This window comes from Pseudomonas sp. 50_B, assembly GCF_017491625.1.
GTDB classification, from domain to species: Bacteria; Pseudomonadota; Gammaproteobacteria; order Pseudomonadales; family Pseudomonadaceae; genus Aquipseudomonas; species Aquipseudomonas danubii.
Window position 1 is genome coordinate 181,356 of record NZ_JAFGYX010000006.1, and the last position, 21,388, is coordinate 202,743.

The following is a 21,388-nucleotide window of genomic DNA, read 5'->3' on the forward strand; positions in this document are numbered from 1 at the left end:
ATTTTGCTAATGCACAAATGGACACTTACAGGGAGAAAATGGACATGGATGTGCTCACGTTGATCGCGCTGGAAGGAGCCATGGGGTCAAGTGTGGCGATCACCTTGGATGTGCTGCGTACTGCCAACCAGATCGCCGAAGTCATGGGACGCCCCACCATTACCTGGAAAATCATCGGCAGCAGTGAATCCGTACGAATGCGCAATGGCATGCGCCTGGATGCACTGCCACTGGACAGCGCCCAGACCATTGAGGGCAGCATGCTGGTCATCCCGGGGCTGGGGCTGGAAAACACCCAGGAGCTGGATTTCTTTGGCTGTCGCCGGGAAAAGAGGCAGCCGGGCCTCAGTCAGTCCACCGAGCTCATTGCCCGGCTCGGGCACAACGACATCCGCAAGCTGAGCAAGCTGGTGCAAGAACACCACCTGCGCGGGCGACAGACTGCGGCGTCCTGCTCGGCGGTTTTCGTCCTGGGGGAGGCAGGGATTCTCGAGGGCCGCACCGTCACCACCCACTGGCAACTGTACGAGACCTTCAAGCAGCGTTATCCCGAGGCGATACTCGACACAAAGCGCATGCTTATTCATGACGGAAATATGATTACTGCTGGCGCAGGCATGTCGCAAATGGATCTGATGCTTTATGTACTGCGCAATAAGATGGGTAATCAAATTGCCGAGCTGACCATGCGCTATCTGCTGATAGATGATCGGCCTGCGCAATATCACTACATGGCCCTATCCAACTTAAAAACAGAAAATCGCGAAGTGCTGATGCTGGAAAAGTTTATCGAGGACTGCCTGCCCAACGTTCCTCCATTGAGCACCATTGCCGAGCACTTGCGCATCACCGAGAAGACCTTATCGCGCAGAATCCGTAGCGCCACGGGTAAGCCGCCCATGGCCTTCATTCAGAAAGTTCGCCTGCAACATGTTCAAAGCTTATTGGAAACTACCAACATGAGCATTGAAGAAGTTGCCTTCAAAGTAGGCTATTCCGACGCGACGGCACTACGTCGATTGATGTGGAAAAACATGGGCTGCACGCCGAGCCAGTTGCGCAAGGCCAGGTCCGGCCCGCCGATCATCTGATCAGCGCGCGCTGGAGCCATCACTTGTCATCCTCGGCCGTGCCTGGCGCAGCCGGGGGAACCTTGCACAGCGGCACCAGCAGCAGCGCCACCACGAACATCATCGCCATCAGGCGGAATACATCGCCAAACGCCAGGGTCAAGGCTTCACGCCCCACCAATCTGCCGAGAATGCCCTGGGCCATGAGGAATGCGTGGCTGGAGTCAGGCGTATCGGCGGCGATCTTCAGGACCAACTGCCCCATCAGTTCCTGGGCCGCAACAGCCTTGGCACCCAAAGACTCCGACAGACGCAGCCCCTGGGTTCGGGCGTCGTCCTGCAGCCAGGTGTTGACCGTTGCAATGCCAATGGCGCCCCCCAGGTTGCGCATCAGGTTGAACAGGCCGGAGGCCTGACGCAATTCCACGCCCTGGAATGAACTCAAGGCCATGTTCACACTGGGAACGATGCAGAGCATCAGGAACAGGCCGCGGGCAACTTGAGGAACCAGCAGCTCATCGAATCCCCAGTTGGACGTGACCCGGGAGGTCAGCCACAAGCTCAGCGCCAGGCCCAGAAAGCCCACCGAAATGATCAAGCGTCGATCAACCTTCTCCGAAGCCCGGGCGGCAATGATCGTACTCACCAGTTGCCCGATTCCCACGACGAAAACGGTGGTGCCGATTTCCAGGCTGTCGAAACCCCGCACTCGTCCGAGAAACACCGGGACCAGATAAGTCGAGGAATACAGGCCGAAGCCAATCACCAGGTTCAGCAGGCAGGCGATGGAAAAGGTCCGATCGCGAAAGGGCACCAACGACACAATCGGGTTATTCGAATACAGCGAACGCTCGATAAACAAACCAAAGGAGACAACGGAAACCCAGGCGGCAATGACAATCCCGCTATCGCTGAACCAGTCCTTGCGCGGCCCCTCTTCCAGCACGTACTCGAAGCAGCCCAGTGCCAGGGCCATGGCCACGAAGTGCAGCCAGTCGATCCGCCGCAACATCGACAGATCGGGGCGATCCACATCGATCAGCAGCGCCGCACCAATGCAGATCAACAGCCCCGGCAGCACGTTGATAAAGAAGATCCAGCGCCAGTCCAGGTAGAAGGTCACCAGCCCGCCCACCGTGGGGCCCAGCGTCGGCGCCAGCACCGCTGTCATGCCGAGGATGGCCGGGACCATCGCCCGCTGCTTGCCCTCGAATAGCACGAAACCCACGGCAAACACCGTAGGCACCATGGCCCCGCCAGCGAAGCCTTGCAGGGCCCGCAATACAATCATCGACTCGATGTTCCAGGCCATCCCGCAGCCAATGCTGAACAAGGTAAAAAATGCCGCACTGACAGAGAACAGCCAGCGGGTGGAAATCGCCTGGGCGAGGAATGCCGAGAAGGGAATCATGATCAGTTCGGCGATCAGATAGGCGGTCTGCACCCAGCTCACTTCATCAGGGCCGGCACTGAGTCCAGCCTGCACATCGTTCAGGGATGCCGCCACGATCTGGATATCGATCAACGCCATGAACATGCCAAAGGCCATGATGGTGAAGACCAGAAACTTGCGTCGGGTGGACTGTTGACCAGGCTGGACGCCCGCGTCAGGGAGGTCGGATACGCTTGTCGTCACGGTAGGTACTTCCCTGTAGTATTGCGACCGCCATATGAATATTATGATCGTAATTCAAAACAGCATGGAGCTTCAACATGGAGCAGAGCACCCAGACTCAGAACGCCATCCTGCAAGCCACGCAAGAGACGGAAAAGCCGCGCAAGCGCTCCAAACGGCCTCTGATCGCTGGTGCCATTGCCATGACCTTGGTGGCGGTCGGAGTGGCCTGGGTGCTGATGGCGCCTTCAACCGAAGCCACCGACGACGCCTACATCGCCGCCGATGCCACCTCCGTCGCACCACGGGTTCATGGCCTGGTGACCGAAGTCCTGGTCAAGGACCACCAGACTGTGACGGCCGGACAGCCCCTGGTGCGCATCAACAGCGAAGAGTTCGATAGCCGAGTCGCCCTGGCCGAAGGCGATCTCGCCGACAATCAAGCCCAGGTCGCCCTGGCTGAAGCAGCCCTGACGATCCAGGATGCCGAACAGCGCCTGGCCAACGCTCGGGTGCTGGCGGCGCGCACCTCAATCCGCACCAACCAGGCCGAGTCCAAGCGCGCAGGGGCGGAACGTAACCGTTTCGACACCCTGGTCACTACCGGTGCTGTGGCGCGCAACGAAGTCGAGAAATACAGCACTCAGGCGATCTCGGCAGAACAAGGTCTCGCCTATGCCCAAGCCATGCTGCAAGTGGCGGAAAACGACCTTGCTGTCACTTCAGCCCAACGCGAACGCTTGCAGGCGCAGCTGCAAATGGCCAAGGCCAAGGTGGTGACGGCGAAAGCCCGACTGGAGCTGGCGCAACAGGACCTGCGACACACCACTATCTATGCGCCGATGGATGGCACCGTGGGCAATCGGCAGATTCAAGTGGGGGACTATGTACAACCGGGCTCACGCCTGCTGACCCTGGTGCCGCTGCATGACCTTTATGTATTGGCCAACTTCAAGGAAACCCAGACTCAGCACATGTACCCAGGCCAATCCACCCGTATCAAGATCGATGCCTTGCCGGGCGTGAGTATCGCCGGCACCGTGGAAAGCCTGGCACCGGGTTCAGGTTCGACCTTCGCCCTGCTGCCCTTTGAACCGGGAACCGGCAACTTCACCAAGATCGTGCAGCGGGTGCCGGTGCGCATTCGCTTCAACGCCGACCAACCGGGCCTCGAGCGTCTGCGGCCGGGTCTGTCGGTGACCGCCAAAGTCGATCTGGGAGACTCTCAGGAGCGCGCAGTGGCCAGCACCCAGACCTCGCTGAAAGTCAGCACCAACACACCCGCCCCGGCGCACTGACAGGGCCGGCAGCAGCTTCACCCTGCGCCCCACTACAGACGCCCAGACAGCCCCCGACAGATAACTCTGTTGAGGGCTGTTTGCTCAATGCAGATCCTGAAGGACCTACTCTGCCGTCGATGGCCTTTCCCACAGGTTGATCCGCCCCTCTTTGGCGAAATGATCGATTTCCGCCAGCTCCTCCACGGTAAAACTCAAGTTCTGCAACGCCCCGACATTCTCGATGATCTGCTCCGGCCGGCTCGCGCCAATCAGCGCCGACGTCACCCGCGGGTCGCGCAGGGTCCACGCCAGGGCCAACTGCGCCAGGCTCTGGCCGCGATTCCTGGCGATCTCGTTGAGGGCCCGCACATGGGCGATATTGGCCTCGGACAAATGAGCGGCCTGCAACGAACCACCGCCCGGACGATTGACTCGCGCATCCTCGGGAATGCCATTGAGGTACTTGTCGGTTAGCAGCCCCTGGGCCAGCGGCGTAAAGGCGATGACCCCGACCCCAAGCTCGTCGGTGGTATCCAGCAAGTCCTTCTCCACCCAGCGGTTGAGCATGTTGTAGGCCGGCTGATGGATCAGCAACGGCACCTTCCACTCCATGAGCAGCGCGGCGATTTCCCGGGTTTTCACCCCGGAGTAGGAAGAAATGCCGATGTACAGCGCCTTGCCCTGCTGCACCGCGCTGGCCAGGGCGCTGGCGGTTTCCTCCAGCGGGGTATCCGGGTCGAAACGATGGGAATAAAAGATATCCACATAGCCCAGGCCCAGGCGCTGCAGGCTCTGGTCCAGGCTGGCCAGCACATACTTGCGCGAGCCTCCGCCCTGGCCGTAAGGCCCTGGCCACATGTCCCAACCGGCCTTGCTGGAGATGATCAACTCATCGCGATAGGCCTTGAAGTCTTCCCGCAGCAGCCGGCCGAAGTTGATCTCGGCACTGCCATAGGGCGGTCCATAGTTATTGGCCAGGTCGAAGTGATTGATGCCCAGGTCGAAAGCCGTGCGCAGCAAGGCGCGTTGGGTATCGATGGGCGTGCTGTCGCCAAAGTTGTGCCAAAGCCCCAGGGACAGCGCCGGCAGCACCAGGCCACTGCGTCCGACACGGCGATAGGGAATGGAGTCGTAGCGATTTTCGGCAGCTAGATAAGTCATCGAATCCTCTTTGGGTTGGGGTCAATCTGGAAGGGTTAACCTCGGCACACACATTGCCGGCCTAACTCACCGGCACACCACCGTGGGTACGGCCCTTCATACTCTGCTCTGAACAATCCGCGCCACTGCAGTTCCGGATTCTCCTGCGCCGCAAAATCCTGCAACCCTGCCGGACGATGCGATACCCACTGCCGGAAGGACTCAAATTTTTCCCGGGCACGACGCTGCGGTCAGCCATGAAAACGAACGCGCCAAGTATAATTTTCATGGATTACATACTAAATTCGTACTACCCGAGACACCCTTTCAGGCCGGCGTAAAGTCCTGGGCGCAGGCCCGGGAGGACCGCACAGTGAACACCACCTCAGCGGTTTGCACCGCCAGATCGCGCCCGTTCTCAAAGACCCGGACTAGACAATCACGGGATAACCCTGGGATGGCCGCGCCACATTCAACGGCCCTTTGATTGGGAAGATTGCCGCGAAACTGCCCAGTAAATGCGTTAGTTGCGGGTTATCGTACTGACCACTCATCCTATCCCGGACACAGGCATCGCCCTGCCATTTGCCCCAAAGCCCGGTCACAGACTGATAGAACTTCCGTGCCCGACGATGAGGTTCGACATGTTGCTCACGACCGAAATTCGCGCTTCGACGGCATTGTCGGAATTCACCCGACCCACCCCTTCCGCCGCCTGAAAGAAGGACCTTTATGCCTCTCTACGTACTACGTAGCACGGTACGTTATAGTTCTTAGCATTAGTGGCAATACGCCCCGTTCGCTCGATCACGGCCGCCAAGGCCCAGCGCACAACCAAGGGTTCGAAGAAGGTGGAGCGGGCCATGCGCTCGGCAATGGAGTCTGTGGCGCTTGCCAGGCGATCTGCGCCAATTCTTTATAGACCGCAAAATCCAGTCTTGCCTGGGCCAGCACATCTGCATGACGCCAGGCAGCAAGGTGCTGATCGACAGCCATAAGAAAGGTCCCGAGCTTGTTTGACGGGGGGGAACTGAGCACGGATGACTCCATGCTCATGCTGCAAAAGGGACAACCCCAAAGCCCGCCGCAAGAGCCGGTCGATGCGCTCCGAGCTCGTCCAGGCTGCGCGGCTCACCGTGATGCGCCAAATAGCTCGGGCTGGCGCAGGTCACCTGCTGCCAATTCGCCACCCGTCGGGGCAATCAGCGAGGGCGGCCGCAGCTTCCTGGCAAGCCCGGCGGCGGCCTGGGTCAACGGACAGATTCTGCAGGCCAATGGCGGGCGGGTTTGACGCCTATGCTCGAAACACAAGCCCGTAAATCCATTCACCGGCAAGCGGTACGCCGCCTGGCCGCTCCTGCAAGGAGATGCCCATCATGCACACCACCATCATCATCACCTTCGGCCTGATCCTGCTGGCGCTGGTGCTGTTTATCGGCGAACGACTGGGCTTTGCCCGACAGACATTGAGCTATGGATTTACTGGGCTGTGGCTGGCGTTGACGGTGATCAACGGCGCGGTGGGGATGGTCACCGCCCATCAGCCCCTGAGATCGGAACTGATGGTCGGAAGCCTGGTGTTTGCCGTGCCAGTGCTGGCCCTGGTGCTCTACCTGCTGTTCACCAGGGCCTGAGCGCCTGGCTCAGCGCACCAGATGCAGGAACTGCATGTGGCGTTCGTACTGGTCGAGGATGTCGTTGATGATCTGTTCCTTGCTGTAGCCCATCAGATCGTAATCCTGACTGCCCTCGGCCAGGTGCACCTCGGCCCGGTAGTAGCGGCGGTTGCGCAGCTCTTTGGGGCCCATACCGCCACGGGCGAAGGACGGGGTGAAGTAGCCGCGCATCTGCACCTGGTAGATGAACGGGTGCTGGTCGCCATGACCGATTTCCAGGCTCACGCTGTCGTTGGCCGGGTCGGGCTGGGTCACCACGTTCAGGCCCTTCTCGGCGAACACCGCGGTCACCTCTTCGATGGCCGGGCGCACCGTCTGGTCAAGGAAGCGATACACCTCATCCCGGGACGGGAAGTGCACCGCCTGGCTCAGGCGCTGGCGCCAGCCGCCCTTGCCGCGCCGCGAAGGCGCCACCGGGGCCAGGGAATGCAGCTGGGCAATGCGCCGCTGCGACTCCAGGTAGAACGCCTTGTGCAGCCCCCACATCATCAACAGCAGAATCAGCGAGAACGGCAGCGAGGTCAGCACCACCGCCGACTTCAGCGAGTCGATGCTGCCAGCGAACAGCAACGCGCTGGTGACCAGCGCGGTCATCGCGCCCCAGAACACCCGCAGCCATTTCGGCCCGTCTTCATCGGCGTTGCCGCCCCGGGCCGACAGGGTCGAGAGCACCACGGTGCCGGAGTCCGCCGAGGTGACGAAGAACACGAAGCTGATGAACACCGTGACCGCGATCACGGTCTTGCTCCAGGGGTAGGTTTCCAGCAGCAGGTAGAGGGTCATCGACGGGTTCTCGATGGCCGACAGGCCCAGGGCGCTCATGCCGTGGTTGAGCACCTGGTCGATGGCGCTGTTACCGAAGATCGACATCCACGCCAGGGTGAAGCCCAGGGGAATCAGCAGCACGCCGAAGACGAACTCACGAATGGTCCGGCCCCGGGAAATCCGTGCGATGAACAGCCCCACGAAGGGCGACCAGGCAATCCACCAGGCCCAGTAGAACACCGTCCAGCCGCCCAGCCAGTCGCTGGGTTTGTTATAGGCGTAGACGTCGAAACTCTTGACCGGCAAGGCACCCAGGTAATCCCCCAGGTTCTGGATCAGGGTGTTGAGCAGGTGCTGGGTCGGACCGGCGAACAGCACGAACAGCAGCAGCGCCACCGCCAGCAGCATGTTGATGTCGGACATCACCCGCACGCCCTTGTCGACTCCGGACACCGCAACAATGATCGCCGCGCCCATCATCAGGGTGATCAGGCCAACCTGAATCCACTGGGTGTGAGCGATGCCGAACAGGTAGTCGAGGCCGGAGTTCAGGTGCAGCACACCAAAGCCCATGTCGGCACCCAGGCCGAACACCGTGGCGATGATGCCGAAACCGTCCACCGCGTAGCCGATGGGGCCGTTGATGCGCTTGCCAATCAGCGGATACAGCGCCGAACGCAGGGCCAGCGGCAGGTTATGCCGGTAGGCGAAGTAGGCCAGGGCCATGCCGACGAAGGCGAACACCCCCCAGCCGTGCAGGCCCCAGTGCAGGAACAGCAACTGCATGCCCTGGCGCGCCGCCTCGGCAGTGCCGGCCTCGCCCTGGGGCGGTTGCAGCATGTGGGTCAGGGGTTCGGAAACGCAGAAGAAGAACAGGGTGATGCTGATCCCGGCGGCGAACAGCATGCCGGCCCAGGACAGGTAACTGAACTCGGGTTCGTCGTGGTCGGCACCGAGCTTGATCTTGCCGTAGCCGGACAAGGCGGTGACCACCACGAAGACCAGGTACAGGGTCATCGCCAGCATGTAGTACCAGCCGACCGTATTGGCCGCCCAGTTTTGCGCCGCAAGGAGCCAGGCGCCGGCCTGTTCGGGCATGGAAATCACCACCACGCCGAAGATCAGGATAAAGCTCGCGGCGAAGTAGAACACCGGAGGGTTCATGCGAATCAGAGTATTCGCGGAGCTGGATGGCGCACTCATGAACGGTGCACCTCGAAGGGATGAAACACGGCTGAAATGTACGGACTCAGCAAAGGCAAGCCTCCTGTTGTGAGCGGGCAGCGAACCACCGGTTTAACTTGAACGAGCGTTCAAGTTAAACATGGATAGGCGGTCGAGGACTAATCGCAGGGCTCAGCGGTACTGTTCAGTACGCTAGCTCAGGGAAGGGTATGACGGATGACGAACGGAATCGTTCAGCAGAAAAAACGCCGCAGGCTGTGTGTGGCGGTTGATCGTCAAGCAAGGTCCTGCGGACCTTTTCGCAGCCTCGCAGGCTCGGCAGCGGCTACAAGAGGCCGGTGCGGCGGGAGGCATGGGCGCCTCTGTAGCCGCTGCCGCAGGCTGCGAACGAGCCGCAGGCTCGCCGGCGATCTCACCACCGCCGAGGCCCCTGCGGTGCCTGCGGCAGCGGCTACAGAAGGCCAGTCCTACTTTTGCGAGCCGTCGTCGTGCTGCAGGTTGGCCTGGGTCAGGTTGCAACCGGCCGGCACGCTGCGGGTCAGCCAGACGTTGCCGCCAATGGTCGAACCCTTGCCGATGGTGATGCGCCCGAGAATGGTCGCGCCGGCATAGATCACCACGTCGTCCTCGACGATCGGGTGACGCGGGTGGCCCTTCTGCAACTGGCCGTCTTCGTCCGCCGGGAAGCGCTTGGCCCCCAGGGTCACCGCCTGGTAGATGCGCACCCGCTCGCCGATGATCGCGGTCTCGCCGATCACCACACCCGTGCCGTGATCGATGAAGAAGCTGCGGCCGATCTGCGCCCCGGGGTGAATGTCGATGCCGGTGGCCGAGTGGGCGATTTCCGAACTGATCCGCGCCAGCAGCGGCAGACCGGCGCGATACAGATGGTGCGCCAGGCGGTGGTGGATCACCGCCAGGATGCCGGGGTAGCACAGCAGCACTTCATCCACGCTGCGGGCCGCCGGATCACCGTGGTAGGCCGCGAGCACGTCGGTGTCCAGCAACACCCGCAGGCCCGGCAGGGCCAGGGCGAAGTCCTGGATCAGGCGGATCGCCTTGGCGTTGACTTCGGCATCCGCCTCGCCGTTCTGCCGCGCCACATAACGCAGCTCCAGGCGCGCCTGGGCCAGCAAGGCATTGAGCGCCGCGTCCAGGGTGTGGCCAACGTAAAAGTCTTCACTCTCTTCGCGCAAATCCACAGGCCCCAGGCGCATGGGGAACAGCGCACCGCACAGGGCTTCAAGGATCTCTGCCATGGCCGCTCGCGACGGCAGTTCGCGCCCGCCCTGCTCACCACTGACCCGACCGTTGCGGCTACGCCACTGATCACGGGCATCACGCAGTTGGCCAACGATGGTCTGCAATTGCCAATGGCTGGAACGCTCGCTCACGATAAGACTCCTTACTCGGGCGGCCGGACAATCGGGCCGCGCAAACGGCGATCACTTTACGCCCCACCAGGGCGAGGTTTAAGAACTAATTGTTCGGCTCACAGCACTTTTTCGCATAAGCGATTGACGGTTGCCCGGGCAAATATCGCTGCCTATAGTCCTTGCACCTTCCCTGTTCCGTGCGGACTCATGATCAAACAACAGCTTGCCCGCTTTAATCGTCTGGACCTGCTCGGGTCTACCACCGCCCTGGAAAAACTCGAACGCCTGTCGACCTGGATCGGGCGCGATATCTACGTCAAACGCGACGACACCACGCCTCTGGCCATGGGCGGCAACAAGCTGCGCAAGCTCGAATACCTGGCCGCCGACGCCCTGGCCCAGGGCGCCGACACCCTGATCACCGCCGGGGCCATCCAGTCCAACCACGTGCGCCAGACCGCGGCCCTGGCCGCCAAGCTGGGGCTGGGTTGCGTGGCCCTGCTGGAAAACCCCATCGGCACCGAAGACCCCAGCTACCTGGGCAACGGCAACCGCCTGCTGCTGGACCTGTTCGACGCCAAGGTCGAGTTGGTGGAGAACCTCGACCAGGCCGATGAACAGTTGCACGCCCTCGCCGCGCGCCTGCGCAGCAACGGCAAGAACCCCTACCTGGTGCCCATCGGCGGCTCCAATGCCCTGGGTGCCCTGGGTTACGTGCGGGCCGGCCTGGAGCTGGCGCAACAGATCGAAGACAGCGGCCTGGAATTCGCCGCGGTGGTACTGGCCTCCGGCAGCGCCGGCACCCACAGCGGCCTGGCCCTGGCCTTGAGCGAAGTGCTGCCACAGTTGCCGGTGATCGGCGTGACCGTCTCGCGCAGCGACGAGGATCAGCGGCCCAAGGTCCAGGGCCTGGCCGAACGCACTGCCGAACTGCTGGGGGTGAACCTGCCGGCGGCGTTCAACGTGCAACTGTGGGACGAATACTTCGCCCCTCGCTACGGCGAACCCAATGCCGGCACCCTGGCCGCGGTCAAGTTGCTGGCCAGCCAGGAAGGCCTGTTACTCGACCCGGTGTACACCGGCAAAGCCATGGCCGGCCTGCTGGACGGCATCGGTCGCCAGCGTTTCAACGATGGCCCGATCATCTTCCTGCACACCGGTGGCGCCCCGGCCCTGTTCGCCTACCCCGGCGCCTTCGCGTAGGAAGTGAAGTCTTGTCTAGGAGCCGGCTTGCTGGCGAAGAGGCCCGCAAGCCTTGCGTCGACCTCGACGACGCCTTCGCTGGCAAGCCAGCTCCTACGAGGAAGGGGATTGCTCGCGGACAACCAAACCAAAAAGAATAACAAAGTGAATTTATATTATTTTTAAACCTATAAAAGTCGCCTTATAGTCGCGCCGCAGGCCGATTTGCCCAAAGACGCATACGCTGCATTAAGGCAGGATAAGGCGTCACGCTCGGCTCACCGATTGGCCTGCATCTCCCACCCGCATCGTGCATAAGAAAACTCACAGGGGCTTGTCATGAATTTTTCCGTACTGCGTCGCAATCTGCTGATCGGCACACTGGGCCTGGCCCTCGGTGCCGGACTGATGGGACAAGCGGTTGCCGGCGAGCAACTGCAGAAGATCAAGGATGCGGGCGTGATCAACGTTGGCCTGGAAGGCACGTATCCACCGTTCAGCTTCGTCGACGAAAACGGCAAGCTGGCCGGCTTCGAAGTGGAATTCTCCGAAGCCCTGGCGAACAAGCTCGGGGTCAAGGTCAAGCTGCAGCCAACCAAGTGGGACGGCATCCTCGCGGCCCTGGAATCCAAGCGCCTGGACGCGGTGATCAACCAGGTGACCATCTCTGAAGAGCGCAAGAAAAAGTACGATTTTTCCACCCCCTACACCGTCTCCGGGATCCAGGCCCTGACCCAGAAAAAGGATGAAGGCAAGTTCAAGACGGCCGCCGACCTGGGTGGCCACAAGGTCGGCGTGGGCCTGGGCACCAACTACGAGCAATGGCTCAAGGACAACGTCCCCAACGCCATCATCAAGACCTACGACGATGATCCGACCAAGTACCAGGACCTGCGCGTAGGCCGTATCGACGCCATTCTGGTGGACCGTCTGGCCGCCTTCGAGCTGATCAAGAAAACCAAGGACACCCTGGTGGTCTCCGGCGAGCCCTTCTCCCGCCAGGAAGCCGGTGTGGCCCTGCGCAAGGGCGAACCCGAGCTGCTGGCCGCGGTGAACAAGGCGATCGAGGAACTGCGGGCCGATGGCACGCTGAAAAAACTCTCGGAGAAATACTTCAACGCTGACGTCACCCAATAATGGAAGCAGGCCTGCAACTGGCGCTGGATTCAGCGCCATTTCTCCTCAAGGGCGCGTATTACACGGTCATCCTCAGCCTCGGCGGCATGTTCTTCGGGCTGCTGCTGGGCTTTGGCCTGGCCTTGATGCGCCTGTCGCGCTTCAAGCTGGTGAGCTGGATTGCCCGGGTCTACGTGTCGTTCTTTCGCGGTACACCGCTGTTGGTGCAGCTGTTCGTGATCTATTACGGCCTGCCGCAACTGGGGCTGGAACTGGACCCGTTGCCCGCCGCGCTGATCGGCTTTTCCCTGAACATGGCGGCCTACGCCTGTGAAATCCTCAGGGCCGCCATCGGCTCCATCGAACGCGGTCAATGGGAAGCCGCCGCCAGCATCGGCATGACCCGGGCCCAGACCCTGCGCCGGGCGATCCTGCCGCAAGCCATGCGCACCGCCCTGCCGCCGCTGGGCAACAGTTTCATCTCTCTGGTCAAGGACACCGCCCTGGCCGCCACCATCCAGGTGCCGGAACTGTTCCGCCAGGCGCAACTGATCACCGCCCGTACCTTCGAAATTTTCACCATGTATCTTGCCGCCGCGCTGATCTACTGGATTCTCGCCAGCGTGCTCGCGCACCTGCAGAACCGTCTGGAACAGCGGGTCAATCGACACGACCAGGAGTCTTGAAACCATGATCGTGGTGGAAAAACTGACCAAGCAGTTCAAGGGCCAGACGGTGCTCAATGGCATCGACCTGCAGGTCAAGGAAGGCGAAGTGATTGCCATCATCGGCCCCAGTGGCTCGGGCAAGACCACCTTCCTGCGCTGCCTGAACTTTCTTGAAGAACCGACCAGCGGACGCATCCGCATCGGCGACATCGCCATCGACAGCAACATCCCCCTGAACCAGCAACAAAGCCGGATCCGCCAGTTGCGCCAGCAAGTGGGTTTCGTGTTCCAGAACTTCAACCTGTTCCCCCACCGCACCGCCCTGGAGAACGTCATCGAAGGCCCGCTGGTGGTGAAGAAGACCCCACGGGAACAGGCTGTTGCCCTGGGTCGTGCGCTGCTGGCCAAGGTCGGCCTGGCGGGCAAGGAAGACAGCTACCCCAGGCGCCTGTCCGGTGGCCAGCAGCAACGGGTGGCGATCGCCCGGGCCCTGGCCATGGAACCGCGAGTGATCCTGTTCGACGAGCCGACCTCGGCCCTGGACCCGGAACTGGTGGGCGAAGTCCTGGCCACCATCCGCAGCCTGGCCGAAGAGAAACGCACCATGATCATCGTCACCCACGAAATGGGCTTCGCCCGGGACGTGGCCAACCGGGTGATCTTCTTCGACAAGGGGGTGATCGTCGAACAGGGCGAAGCCAAGGCGCTGTTCGCCAACCCCCAGCACGAGCGCACCCGCCAGTTCCTCAGCAAGTTTCTCCACCCCGGCACATGAAGCTTGAAACTCCCCTAGCCGGCTGCCCGCTCCCCTTCCAGGCCATGGAGGCCTGATGCTGGCGCCGCAGAAAATCCATAACCTGCTCCGGCTCTCGCCCCAGGCGCGGTGTGACTACCTGATTCGCAAGGTGGCGGATTTCCAGGTCATCTGGGGGCTGTTCGCTGACGGCTGGGCCACCGCCGGCTCCGCCCAGGCCAGCGCCATCGCCATCGCCTTCTGGCCAGAGGCGGAGTTCGCCGCCTGGTGCGCCCACGGCCCATGGCACGGCTTTGAACCCAAGCCCATTGAGCTGGGCCATTTCCTCTCCCACTGGCTGCCTGGCATGCAGCGCGACGCCAGGCTCTGCCTGGTGTTTGCGGATGCGGACGGACAAGGCCTGTTGCTGCCCCCCGAGTCACTGCTGCAATCGCTCACCCACGAGCTGGATCAGTACCAGTAACGCCTGCGGCGGCGCCTGAACGCTCAGCGCCGATCGCCTCACTTCGCGTGCTTGCATCCCCCTGCCCGTGTTCTTTTGCACCGACGAAAAATGCTCGCCGGCGTCTGCCGCACACCGCGCCAGCCCGCAGCCACTGGGCCGCAACCGGCCATCCTGCCGTATACGTAAAGCCCTTCTATTAATATTCCTAAAAGTTAGTTTATTTAATTTTTATACGCGATTAGGGTATATGCACCGGACCACCGGACATTCTTGATTCTGATTTCGCCGCATGACGCGGCCTATCCAAAAGATGTGAGGTAGGTATGGTTCGGAACACAATCACCCCAGTGCAGATCGCCAGGGCATTGCGTGCAGCCAAGGAGTGGCGCTGATGTCCAGTCTGGTTGAAGCACAGGTCCAGAGCGATCTGGATATTGCCCCCCTTTTGTTGCCCGCACGGGTTCTGCGCAACGACGCCGAAGCCCTGCAAGCCGCCCATGAACTGGCCGACGCGGCCCGCCAGCAGGCCGCCCAACGCGACCGCCAGCGCAAGCTGCCCTGGGCGCAGATCGAACAATTCACCCGCAGCGGCCTGGGCAGTATTTCCATCCCCCGCGCCTACGGCGGGCCACAGGTGTCCTTCGTCACCCTGGCCGAAGTCTTCGCGATTATTTCCGCGGCCGATCCGGCCCTGGGGCAGATCCCGCAGAACCAGTTCGGCATCCTCGGCCTGATTCTCGGCTGCGGCAGCGAGCGGCAGAAGAAACAGCTGCTGCAGAGCGTCCTGGAAGGCTGGCGCATCGGCAATGCCGGCCCGGAGCGCGGCACCAAGAACACCCTGGAACTCAAGGCGCGGATCACCAAAGACGCCGACGGCCATGTGATCAATGGCCAGAAGTTCTACTCCACCGGCGCCCTGTTCGCCCACTGGGTAGCGGTCAAGGCACTCAACGAGGAAGGCCGCCAGGTGCTGGCCTTCGTCCGCCGTGGCACCCCAGGCTTGCGCATCGTCGACGACTGGTCCGGCTTCGGCCAACGCACCACTGCCAGCGGCACCATCCTGCTCAACGATGTGCGGGTCGAGTCCGAGCTGGTGCTGGACAACTGGCGGATCAACGAGTCGCCGAATATCCAGGGCGCGGTGTCGCAACTGATCCAGGCCGCCATCGATGCCGGCATCGCCCGGGAAGCCGTGGCCGACGCTATCCGCTTCGTGCGTGAACGGGCCCGCCCGTGGATCGACGCCAACGTCGAGCGCGCCAGCGACGACCTGTATGTGATCGCCGAGATCGGCAAGCTGCAGATCGAACTCCACGCCGCCGAGGCCCTGCTGCGCAGGGCCGGGCAAGTGCTGGATCAGGTCAGCGCGGCACCGATCACCGCCGAGTCCGCCGCCCGCGCCTCCATCGCCGTGGCCGAAGCCAAGGTGCTGACCACCGAGATCTCGCTGCTGGCCAGCGAAAAGCTTTTCGAGCTGGCCGGCAGCCGCGCCACCCTCGCCGAATTCAACCTCGACCGCCACTGGCGCAATGCCCGGGTGCACACCCTGCACGACCCGGTGCGCTGGAAGTACCACGCCGTCGGCGCCTACCACCTGAACGGCACGCTGCCGGCCCGGCATTCCTGGATTTAATCGCCCAGAACGCTTTTGACCAGATCTCTGGAGAAACACATGTCTCTTGCTCAACACGTCGCGGTCATCACCAGCGACGAACAAGCCCTGATTGTCGCCAGCGACCTGGCGGAAGACTTCAAGCGCGACAGCGCCCTGCGCGACCGTGAACGGCGCCTGCCCCATCCCGAGCTGGAAGCCTTCAGCCGCTCCGGCCTGTGGGGCATCAGCGTGCCCAAGGAATACGGCGGCGCCGGAGTGTCCAACCTCACCCTGGCCAAGGTCATCGCCCTGATCGCCGAGGCCGACGCCTCCCTGGGGCAGATCCCGCAGAACCATTTCTACGCCCTGGAAGTGCTGCGGGTGAACGGCAGCGAGCCGCAGAAACAACGGCTGTACGCCGAGGTCCTGGCCGGCCGCCGCTTCGGCAACGCCCTGGCCGAGCTGGGCACCAAGACCGCCCACGACCGCACCACCCGCCTGAGCCGCGACAGCAGCGGCCAGGGCTACCGCATCGACGGGCGCAAGTTCTACGCCACTGGCGCCATCTACGCCCAGCGCATCCCCACCTCGGTGGTGGATGAGCACGGCGTGCAGCAACTGGCCTTCGTCCCCGCCGACGCCCAGGGCCTGAGCGTAATCGACGACTGGAGCGGCTTCGGCCAGCGCACCACCGGCAGCGGCTCGGTGCTGTTTGAAAACGTCGCGGTGGACGAGGCCGACGTGGTGCCGTTCCAGAGCGCCTTCGAACGCCCGACCCCGGTCGGTCCCCTGGCGCAGATCCTCCACGCCGCCATCGACACCGGCATCGCCCGCGCCGCCTACCAAGACGCCCTGCGCTTCGTGCGCACCAAGACCCGGCCCTGGATCGACTCCGGCACCGACAAGGCCACCGACGACCCGCTGACCCTCAAGAGCTTCGGCCAGCTGAGCATCCGCCTGCACGCCACCGAAGCCCTGCTGGAGCGCGCCGGGGAGTTCCTCGACCGGGCCCAGGCCGAGACCAACGCCGACACCGTGGCCGCCGCCTCCATCGCCGTGGCCGAGGTCCGCGCCCTGAGCACGGAAATCTCCCTGGCCGCCGGCAGCACCCTGTTCGAACTGGCAGGCAGCCAGGCGACCCTGGCCGAGCACGGCCTGGACCGCCACTGGCGCAACGCCCGGGTGCACACCCTGCACGACCCGGTGCGCTGGAAGTACCACGCGGTGGGCAACTACTACCTCAACCAGCAGAACCCGCCACTGCGGGGGACCATCTGATGGCCGCTGCAGAAACCGCCAAGAAGAAGATCCTGCTCAACGCCTTCAACATGAACTGCGTCGGGCACATCAACCACGGTCTGTGGACCCACCCGCGGGACAACTCGACCCAGTACAAGACCCTCGAGTACTGGACCGAACTGGCCCAGCTGCTGGAGCGCGGGCTGTTCGACGGGCTGTTCATCGCCGACATCGTCGGGGTCTACGACGTCTACCAGAACTCGGTGGACGTGACCCTCAAGGAGTCGATCCAGCTGCCGGTCAACGACCCGCTGCTGCTGGTCTCGGCCATGGCGGCAGTGACCAAGAACCTGGGCTTCGGCCTCACCGCCAACCTCACCTACGAGGCGCCCTACCTGTTCGCCCGGCGCCTTTCCACCCTCGACCACCTGAGCCGTGGCCGGGTCGGCTGGAACATCGTCACCGGCTACCTGGACAGCGCCGCCCAGGCCATGGGCCTGAAGCAGCAGATCGAGCACGACCGTCGCTACGACCAGGCCGACGAGTACCTGGAGGTGCTGTACAAGCTCTGGGAAGGCAGCTGGGAAGACGACGCGGTGCTTGATGACCGCGAGCAGCGCATCTATGCCCAGCCGGACAAAGTGCACAAGGTCGAGCACCAGGGCGAGTTCTATCAGGTCAGCGGTTATCACCTGTGCGAGCCGTCACCGCAGCGCACCCCGGTGCTGTTCCAGGCCGGCAGCTCGGACCGCGGCCTGCTGTTCGCCGGGCGCCACGCCGAGTGCGTGTTCATCAGTGGGCAGAACAAGGCCGCGACCAAGGCCCAGGTGGACAAGGTCCGCGCCAGCGCCGTGGCCGCCGGGCGCAATCCCGAGGACATCAAGGTGTTCATGGGCCTCAACGTGATCGTTGGCCAGACCGAGGAACTGGCCTGGCAGAAGCACGCCGAGTACCGCCGCTACGCCAGCGCCGAGGCCGGGGTGGCGCATTTTTCCGCGTCCACCGCGATCGACTTCTCCCAATACGAGATCGACGAACCTATCCAGTACGTGAAGAGCAACGCCATCCAGTCGGCCACCAAGCACCTGCAGAACAACGACTGGACCCGGCGCAAGCTGCTGGAACAGCACGCCCTGGGCGGCCGCTACTTCACCGTGGTCGGCTCGCCGCAGCAGGTGGCCGACGAGCTGGAATCCTGGATCGCCGAAACCGGCCTGGACGGCTTCAACCTGACCCGCATCGTCACCCCGGAAAGCTACGTCGACTTCATCGATCTGGTGATCCCCGAACTGCAACGCCGTGGCTCCTACAAGACCGCCTACGACGACGGCACCCTGCGGGAAAAACTGTTCCACGAAGGCCGCAAACTGCCGCAACGACACACCGGCGCGGCCTACCGCCGCTGACCACCCTGTGACGAGGGAGCTTGCTCTCGCTGGCTTGCGCAGCAAGCCCAAACCCGGACGACGCGGTATGCCTGCAACACCGTGGCGCCTGGGTCCAGGGCCGCGATGCGGCCCAGCGGGAGCAAGCGCCCTCGCCACAGACAGCGGTCTTCGCCACACCCAAACGCAATTGTTCAACCTCCTCATTCGGATTGACTGGAAGTAACCACCATGAAAACCACGCTCCTGCGCCACCCGGTCAAAGCCCTGGCCCTCGCCCTCGGTCTGTTCAGCAGCGCCGTGTTCGCCGCCGACGAACCGCTCAAGGTCGGCACCACCGCCGCCTTCGCCATTCCCCTGGAGGCCGCCGTGGAAGAGGCCGGCAAGCAGGGCCTGAAGGTGCAGCTGGTGGAGTTCACCGACTGGATCGCGCCCAACGTCAGCCTGGCCGCCGGCGACATCGACGTGAACTACTTCCAGCACATCCCCTTCCTGGAAAACGCCAAGGCCGCCGCCGGTTTCGATCTGGTGCCCTTCGCCCCGGGCATCATCAACAACGTCGGCCTGTACTCGAAGAAATACAAAAGCTTCGCCGAGCTGCCCGAAGGCGCCAGCGTGGCCATCGCCAACGACCCGATCAACAGCGGACGCGGCCTGCAACTGCTGGCCAAGGCCGGGCTGATCACCCTCAAGCCGGGCGTGGGCTACAAGGCCACCGAAGACGACATCGTCAGCAACCCGAAGCAGATCAAGATCCTCCAGGTCGAAGCCGTGCAACTGGTGCGCGCCTATGACGACGCCGACCTGGTCCAGGGCTACCCGGCCTACATCCGTCTGGCCAAGACCTTCGACGCCGGCTCGGCGCTGCTGTTCGACGGCCTGGACCACAAGGAGTACGTGATCCAGTTCGTGATCCAGCCCAAGAGCAAGAACGACCCGCGGCTGATCAAGTTCGTCGATATCTACCAACACTCGCCAGCCGTTCGGGCCGCCCTGGATAAAGCCCACGGCAAGCTCTACCAAGCCGGCTGGGAAGGTTGAGATGAGTGTCGCGACGCTGCAGCGCAAGCTGCCGGAAACTGCGCCAAAGAGCGCCGAGCAGACCGAGCTGCACCCCGAGCTGAACCGCGCCCAGGTGCGCTTCATCGGCCTGGGCAAGACCTACCAGGGCCAGCAGGGCCCGGTGCAGGCCCTGCACGGCATCGACCTTTCGATCCAGCGCGGCGAGGTGTTCGGCATCATCGGCCGCAGCGGCGCCGGCAAATCGTCGCTGATCCGCACCATCAACCGCCTGGAGCAACCCAGCAGCGGCCGGGTGCTGATCGATCAGGTGGACATCGGCGATTTCGACGAAGACCGCCTGGTGGCCCTGCGCCGACGCATCGGCATGATCTTCCAGCACTTCAACCTGATGTCGGCCAAGACCGTGTGGCACAACGTCGAGCTGCCGCTGAAGGTGGCCGGGGTGCCCAAGGCCGAGCGCCAGCGCAAGGTCCGCGAACTGCTGGAGCTGGTGGGCCTCAAGGACAAGCACCAGGCCTACCCGGCGCAACTGTCCGGCGGCCAGAAGCAGCGGGTGGGCATCGCCCGGGCCCTGGTCCACGATCCCGAGATCCTGCTGTGCGACGAAGCCACCTCGGCCCTGGACCCGGAAACCACCCAGTCGATCCTCGCCCTGCTCAAAGAGATCAACCAGCGCCTGGGCCTGACCATCATCCTCATCACCCACGAGATGGCGGTGATCCGCGAGATCTGCGACCGGGTGGTGGTGCTGGAGCACGGGCGCATCGTCGAACAGGGGCCGGTCTGGGAAGTCTTCGGCCACCCGCAACACGAGGTCAGCAAGACCCTGCTGGCGCCCCTGCAGCACGGCCTGCCGCCCGAGCTGCAAAGCCGTTTGCGCAGTCATCCCGAATCGTCCGAGGCGGCGCTGGTGCTGAGCCTGCGCTTTACCGGCAGCCAGCGTGAGGAGCCGGACCTGGCGGCGCTGTTCGGCGCCCTGGGCGGCCGCGTGCGCCTGCTGCAAGGTGGCGTCGAACGCATCCAGGGCCACGCCCTGGGGCAACTGCTGCTGGCCGTCCAGGGCTCGCCCCTGGGGGCGGCGGAACTGCACCAGCGCGCCGGGCAATGGGCACAGCAAGTGGAGGTACTGGGCTATGTGGTTTGATCGCTTGTTGCAGGGCATTCTCGACACCCTGCTGATGGTCGGCGTGTCCTCGCTGATCGCCCTGCTGGCGGGGATTCCCCTGGCGGTGATCCTGGTCACCAGCGGCAAGGGCGGGATCTACGAGGCGCCGCACCTGAACCGGGCCCTGGGTGCTTTCGTGAACCTGTTCCGCTCGATCCCGTTCCTGATCCTGATGGTGGCGCTGATCCCCTTTACCCGGCTGATCGTCGGCACCACCTACGGTGTGTGGGCGGCGGTGGTGCCGCTGACCATCGCCGCCACGCCGTTCTTTGCGCGCATCGCCGAAGTGAGCCTGCGGGAAGTCGATCACGGCCTGATCGAAGCGGCCCAGGCCATGGGCTGCCGACGCTGGCACATTGTCTGGCACGTGCTGCTGCCGGAAGCGCTGCCGGGCATCGTCGGCGGTTTCACCATCACCCTGGTGACCATGATCAACTCCTCGGCCATGGCCGGGGCGATTGGCGCGGGCGGGCTGGGGGACATTGCCTACCGCTACGGTTACCAGCGTTTCGACAGCCAGATCATGCTCACGGTGATCGTGCTGCTGGTGATCCTGGTGGCGGCGATCCAGTTGGGCGGCGACCGTTTGGCGCGGGTGCTGAACAAGCGCTAGTGGCACCCCGTGTAGCCGCTGCCGCAGGCTGCGACAAGGTCCGCAGGACCTTCCAAGGCCCTCAAGAGCGGCGTCTCCTGCGGAGCCGTTCGCAGCC

General features: G+C 63.2%; 18 protein-coding genes and 2 pseudogenes. 14 read left to right on the forward strand and 6 right to left on the reverse strand.

The window, feature by feature from the left end:
• The first annotated feature begins 44 nt into the window (after positions 1 to 44).
• Positions 45 to 1,091: a helix-turn-helix domain-containing protein gene (locus J5M73_RS10910; RefSeq protein ID WP_243433758.1), complete on the forward strand. Its 1,047-nt coding sequence runs from the start codon at positions 45 to 47 to the stop codon at positions 1,089 to 1,091.
• Between the two features lie 19 nt (positions 1,092 to 1,110).
• On the opposite strand, the gene J5M73_RS10915 is transcribed toward J5M73_RS10910, so the two are convergent.
• Positions 1,111 to 2,706 (reverse strand): DHA2 family efflux MFS transporter permease subunit, encoded by a 1,596-nt coding sequence (locus J5M73_RS10915; RefSeq protein ID WP_207815594.1) that lies wholly within the window; start codon positions 2,704 to 2,706, stop codon positions 1,111 to 1,113.
• Between the two features lie 77 nt (positions 2,707 to 2,783).
• Between J5M73_RS10915 and J5M73_RS10920 the strand changes: the two genes are divergently transcribed.
• Positions 2,784 to 3,983, forward strand: coding sequence for an HlyD family secretion protein (locus J5M73_RS10920; protein ID WP_102862640.1), 1,200 nt, complete (start codon positions 2,784 to 2,786; stop codon positions 3,981 to 3,983).
• A 105-nt stretch (positions 3,984 to 4,088) separates the two neighbouring features.
• Here the strand turns inward: J5M73_RS10920 and mgrA are convergent, their stop codons facing one another.
• From mgrA to J5M73_RS31850, 3 genes and pseudogenes are all read right to left on the reverse strand, one after another.
• On the reverse strand, positions 4,089 to 5,126 hold the full coding sequence (mgrA, locus tag J5M73_RS10925) for an L-glyceraldehyde 3-phosphate reductase (RefSeq protein ID WP_207815598.1): 1,038 nt from the start codon (positions 5,124 to 5,126) through the stop codon (positions 4,089 to 4,091).
• Between the two features lie 35 nt (positions 5,127 to 5,161).
• Positions 5,162 to 6,155, reverse strand: a pseudogene (locus tag J5M73_RS31845) (LLM class flavin-dependent oxidoreductase).
• Between the two features lie 47 nt (positions 6,156 to 6,202).
• Positions 6,203 to 6,307 (reverse strand): annotated as a pseudogene (locus J5M73_RS31850) (LysR family transcriptional regulator); the annotation flags it as partial.
• A 174-nt stretch (positions 6,308 to 6,481) separates the two neighbouring features.
• On the opposite strand from J5M73_RS31850, the gene J5M73_RS10930 reads away from it, so the two are divergent.
• The gene (locus J5M73_RS10930; RefSeq protein ID WP_102862638.1) at positions 6,482 to 6,739 is read left to right on the forward strand and encodes a hypothetical protein; all 258 of its coding nucleotides are present in this window, start codon (positions 6,482 to 6,484) and stop codon (positions 6,737 to 6,739) included.
• Between the two features lie 9 nt (positions 6,740 to 6,748).
• Here the strand turns inward: J5M73_RS10930 and betT are convergent, their stop codons facing one another.
• Both betT and epsC read right to left on the reverse strand, forming a co-directional pair.
• Positions 6,749 to 8,710, reverse strand: a complete 1,962-nt coding sequence (betT, locus tag J5M73_RS10935; RefSeq protein ID WP_162884165.1) for a choline transporter BetT — start codon at positions 8,708 to 8,710, stop codon at positions 6,749 to 6,751.
• Between the two features lie 488 nt (positions 8,711 to 9,198).
• Positions 9,199 to 10,125: a serine O-acetyltransferase EpsC gene (epsC, locus tag J5M73_RS10940; protein ID WP_102862636.1), complete on the reverse strand. Its 927-nt coding sequence runs from the start codon at positions 10,123 to 10,125 to the stop codon at positions 9,199 to 9,201.
• A gap of 189 nt (positions 10,126 to 10,314) precedes the next feature.
• On the opposite strand from epsC, the gene J5M73_RS10945 reads away from it, so the two are divergent.
• The 11 genes from J5M73_RS10945 to J5M73_RS10995 all read left to right on the forward strand — a co-directional run bounded on the left by J5M73_RS10945 (position 10,315) and on the right by J5M73_RS10995 (position 21,291).
• Positions 10,315 to 11,310 carry a D-cysteine desulfhydrase gene (locus tag J5M73_RS10945; protein ID WP_102862635.1) on the forward strand — a complete coding sequence of 332 codons (996 nt, stop codon included), beginning with the start codon at positions 10,315 to 10,317 and terminating at the stop codon, positions 11,308 to 11,310.
• 318 nt (positions 11,311 to 11,628) lie between these two features.
• Entirely contained in the window at positions 11,629 to 12,426 is a 798-nt protein-coding gene (gene tcyJ, locus J5M73_RS10950; protein WP_102862634.1) for a cystine ABC transporter substrate-binding protein, read from the forward strand.
• The gene (gene tcyL / locus J5M73_RS10955) at positions 12,426 to 13,091 is read left to right on the forward strand and encodes a cystine ABC transporter permease (protein WP_092318582.1); all 666 of its coding nucleotides are present in this window, start codon (positions 12,426 to 12,428) and stop codon (positions 13,089 to 13,091) included. Before tcyJ ends, tcyL begins: the two co-directional genes overlap by 1 nt.
• A 4-nt stretch (positions 13,092 to 13,095) precedes the next feature.
• Positions 13,096 to 13,848 (forward strand): L-cystine ABC transporter ATP-binding protein TcyN, encoded by a 753-nt coding sequence (gene tcyN, locus J5M73_RS10960; protein WP_102862633.1) that lies wholly within the window; start codon positions 13,096 to 13,098, stop codon positions 13,846 to 13,848.
• A gap of 55 nt (positions 13,849 to 13,903) precedes the next feature.
• Positions 13,904 to 14,290 carry a DUF2750 domain-containing protein gene (locus tag J5M73_RS10965; RefSeq protein ID WP_060842165.1) on the forward strand — a complete coding sequence of 129 codons (387 nt, stop codon included), beginning with the start codon at positions 13,904 to 13,906 and terminating at the stop codon, positions 14,288 to 14,290.
• Between the two features lie 373 nt (positions 14,291 to 14,663).
• Positions 14,664 to 15,905: an SfnB family sulfur acquisition oxidoreductase gene (locus J5M73_RS10970; RefSeq protein ID WP_207166899.1), complete on the forward strand. Its 1,242-nt coding sequence runs from the start codon at positions 14,664 to 14,666 to the stop codon at positions 15,903 to 15,905.
• Between the two features lie 39 nt (positions 15,906 to 15,944).
• Positions 15,945 to 17,144 carry an SfnB family sulfur acquisition oxidoreductase gene (locus J5M73_RS10975; protein WP_207166898.1) on the forward strand — a complete coding sequence of 400 codons (1,200 nt, stop codon included), beginning with the start codon at positions 15,945 to 15,947 and terminating at the stop codon, positions 17,142 to 17,144.
• A complete protein-coding gene (locus tag J5M73_RS10980; RefSeq protein ID WP_207166897.1) occupies positions 17,144 to 18,511 on the forward strand; it encodes an LLM class flavin-dependent oxidoreductase in 1,368 nt (455 codons plus the stop codon). The genes J5M73_RS10975 and J5M73_RS10980 overlap by 1 nt, the downstream gene beginning before the upstream one ends.
• Before the next feature lie 210 nt (positions 18,512 to 18,721).
• Entirely contained in the window at positions 18,722 to 19,531 is an 810-nt protein-coding gene (locus tag J5M73_RS10985; protein WP_207815600.1) for a MetQ/NlpA family ABC transporter substrate-binding protein, read from the forward strand.
• A gap of 1 nt (position 19,532) precedes the next feature.
• Positions 19,533 to 20,657 (forward strand): ATP-binding cassette domain-containing protein, encoded by a 1,125-nt coding sequence (locus J5M73_RS10990; RefSeq protein WP_207815609.1) that lies wholly within the window; start codon positions 19,533 to 19,535, stop codon positions 20,655 to 20,657.
• On the forward strand, positions 20,647 to 21,291 hold the full coding sequence (locus J5M73_RS10995; RefSeq protein ID WP_207815610.1) for a methionine ABC transporter permease: 645 nt from the start codon (positions 20,647 to 20,649) through the stop codon (positions 21,289 to 21,291). The genes J5M73_RS10990 and J5M73_RS10995 overlap by 11 nt, the downstream gene beginning before the upstream one ends.
• The last annotated feature ends 97 nt before the right edge of the window (positions 21,292 to 21,388 follow it).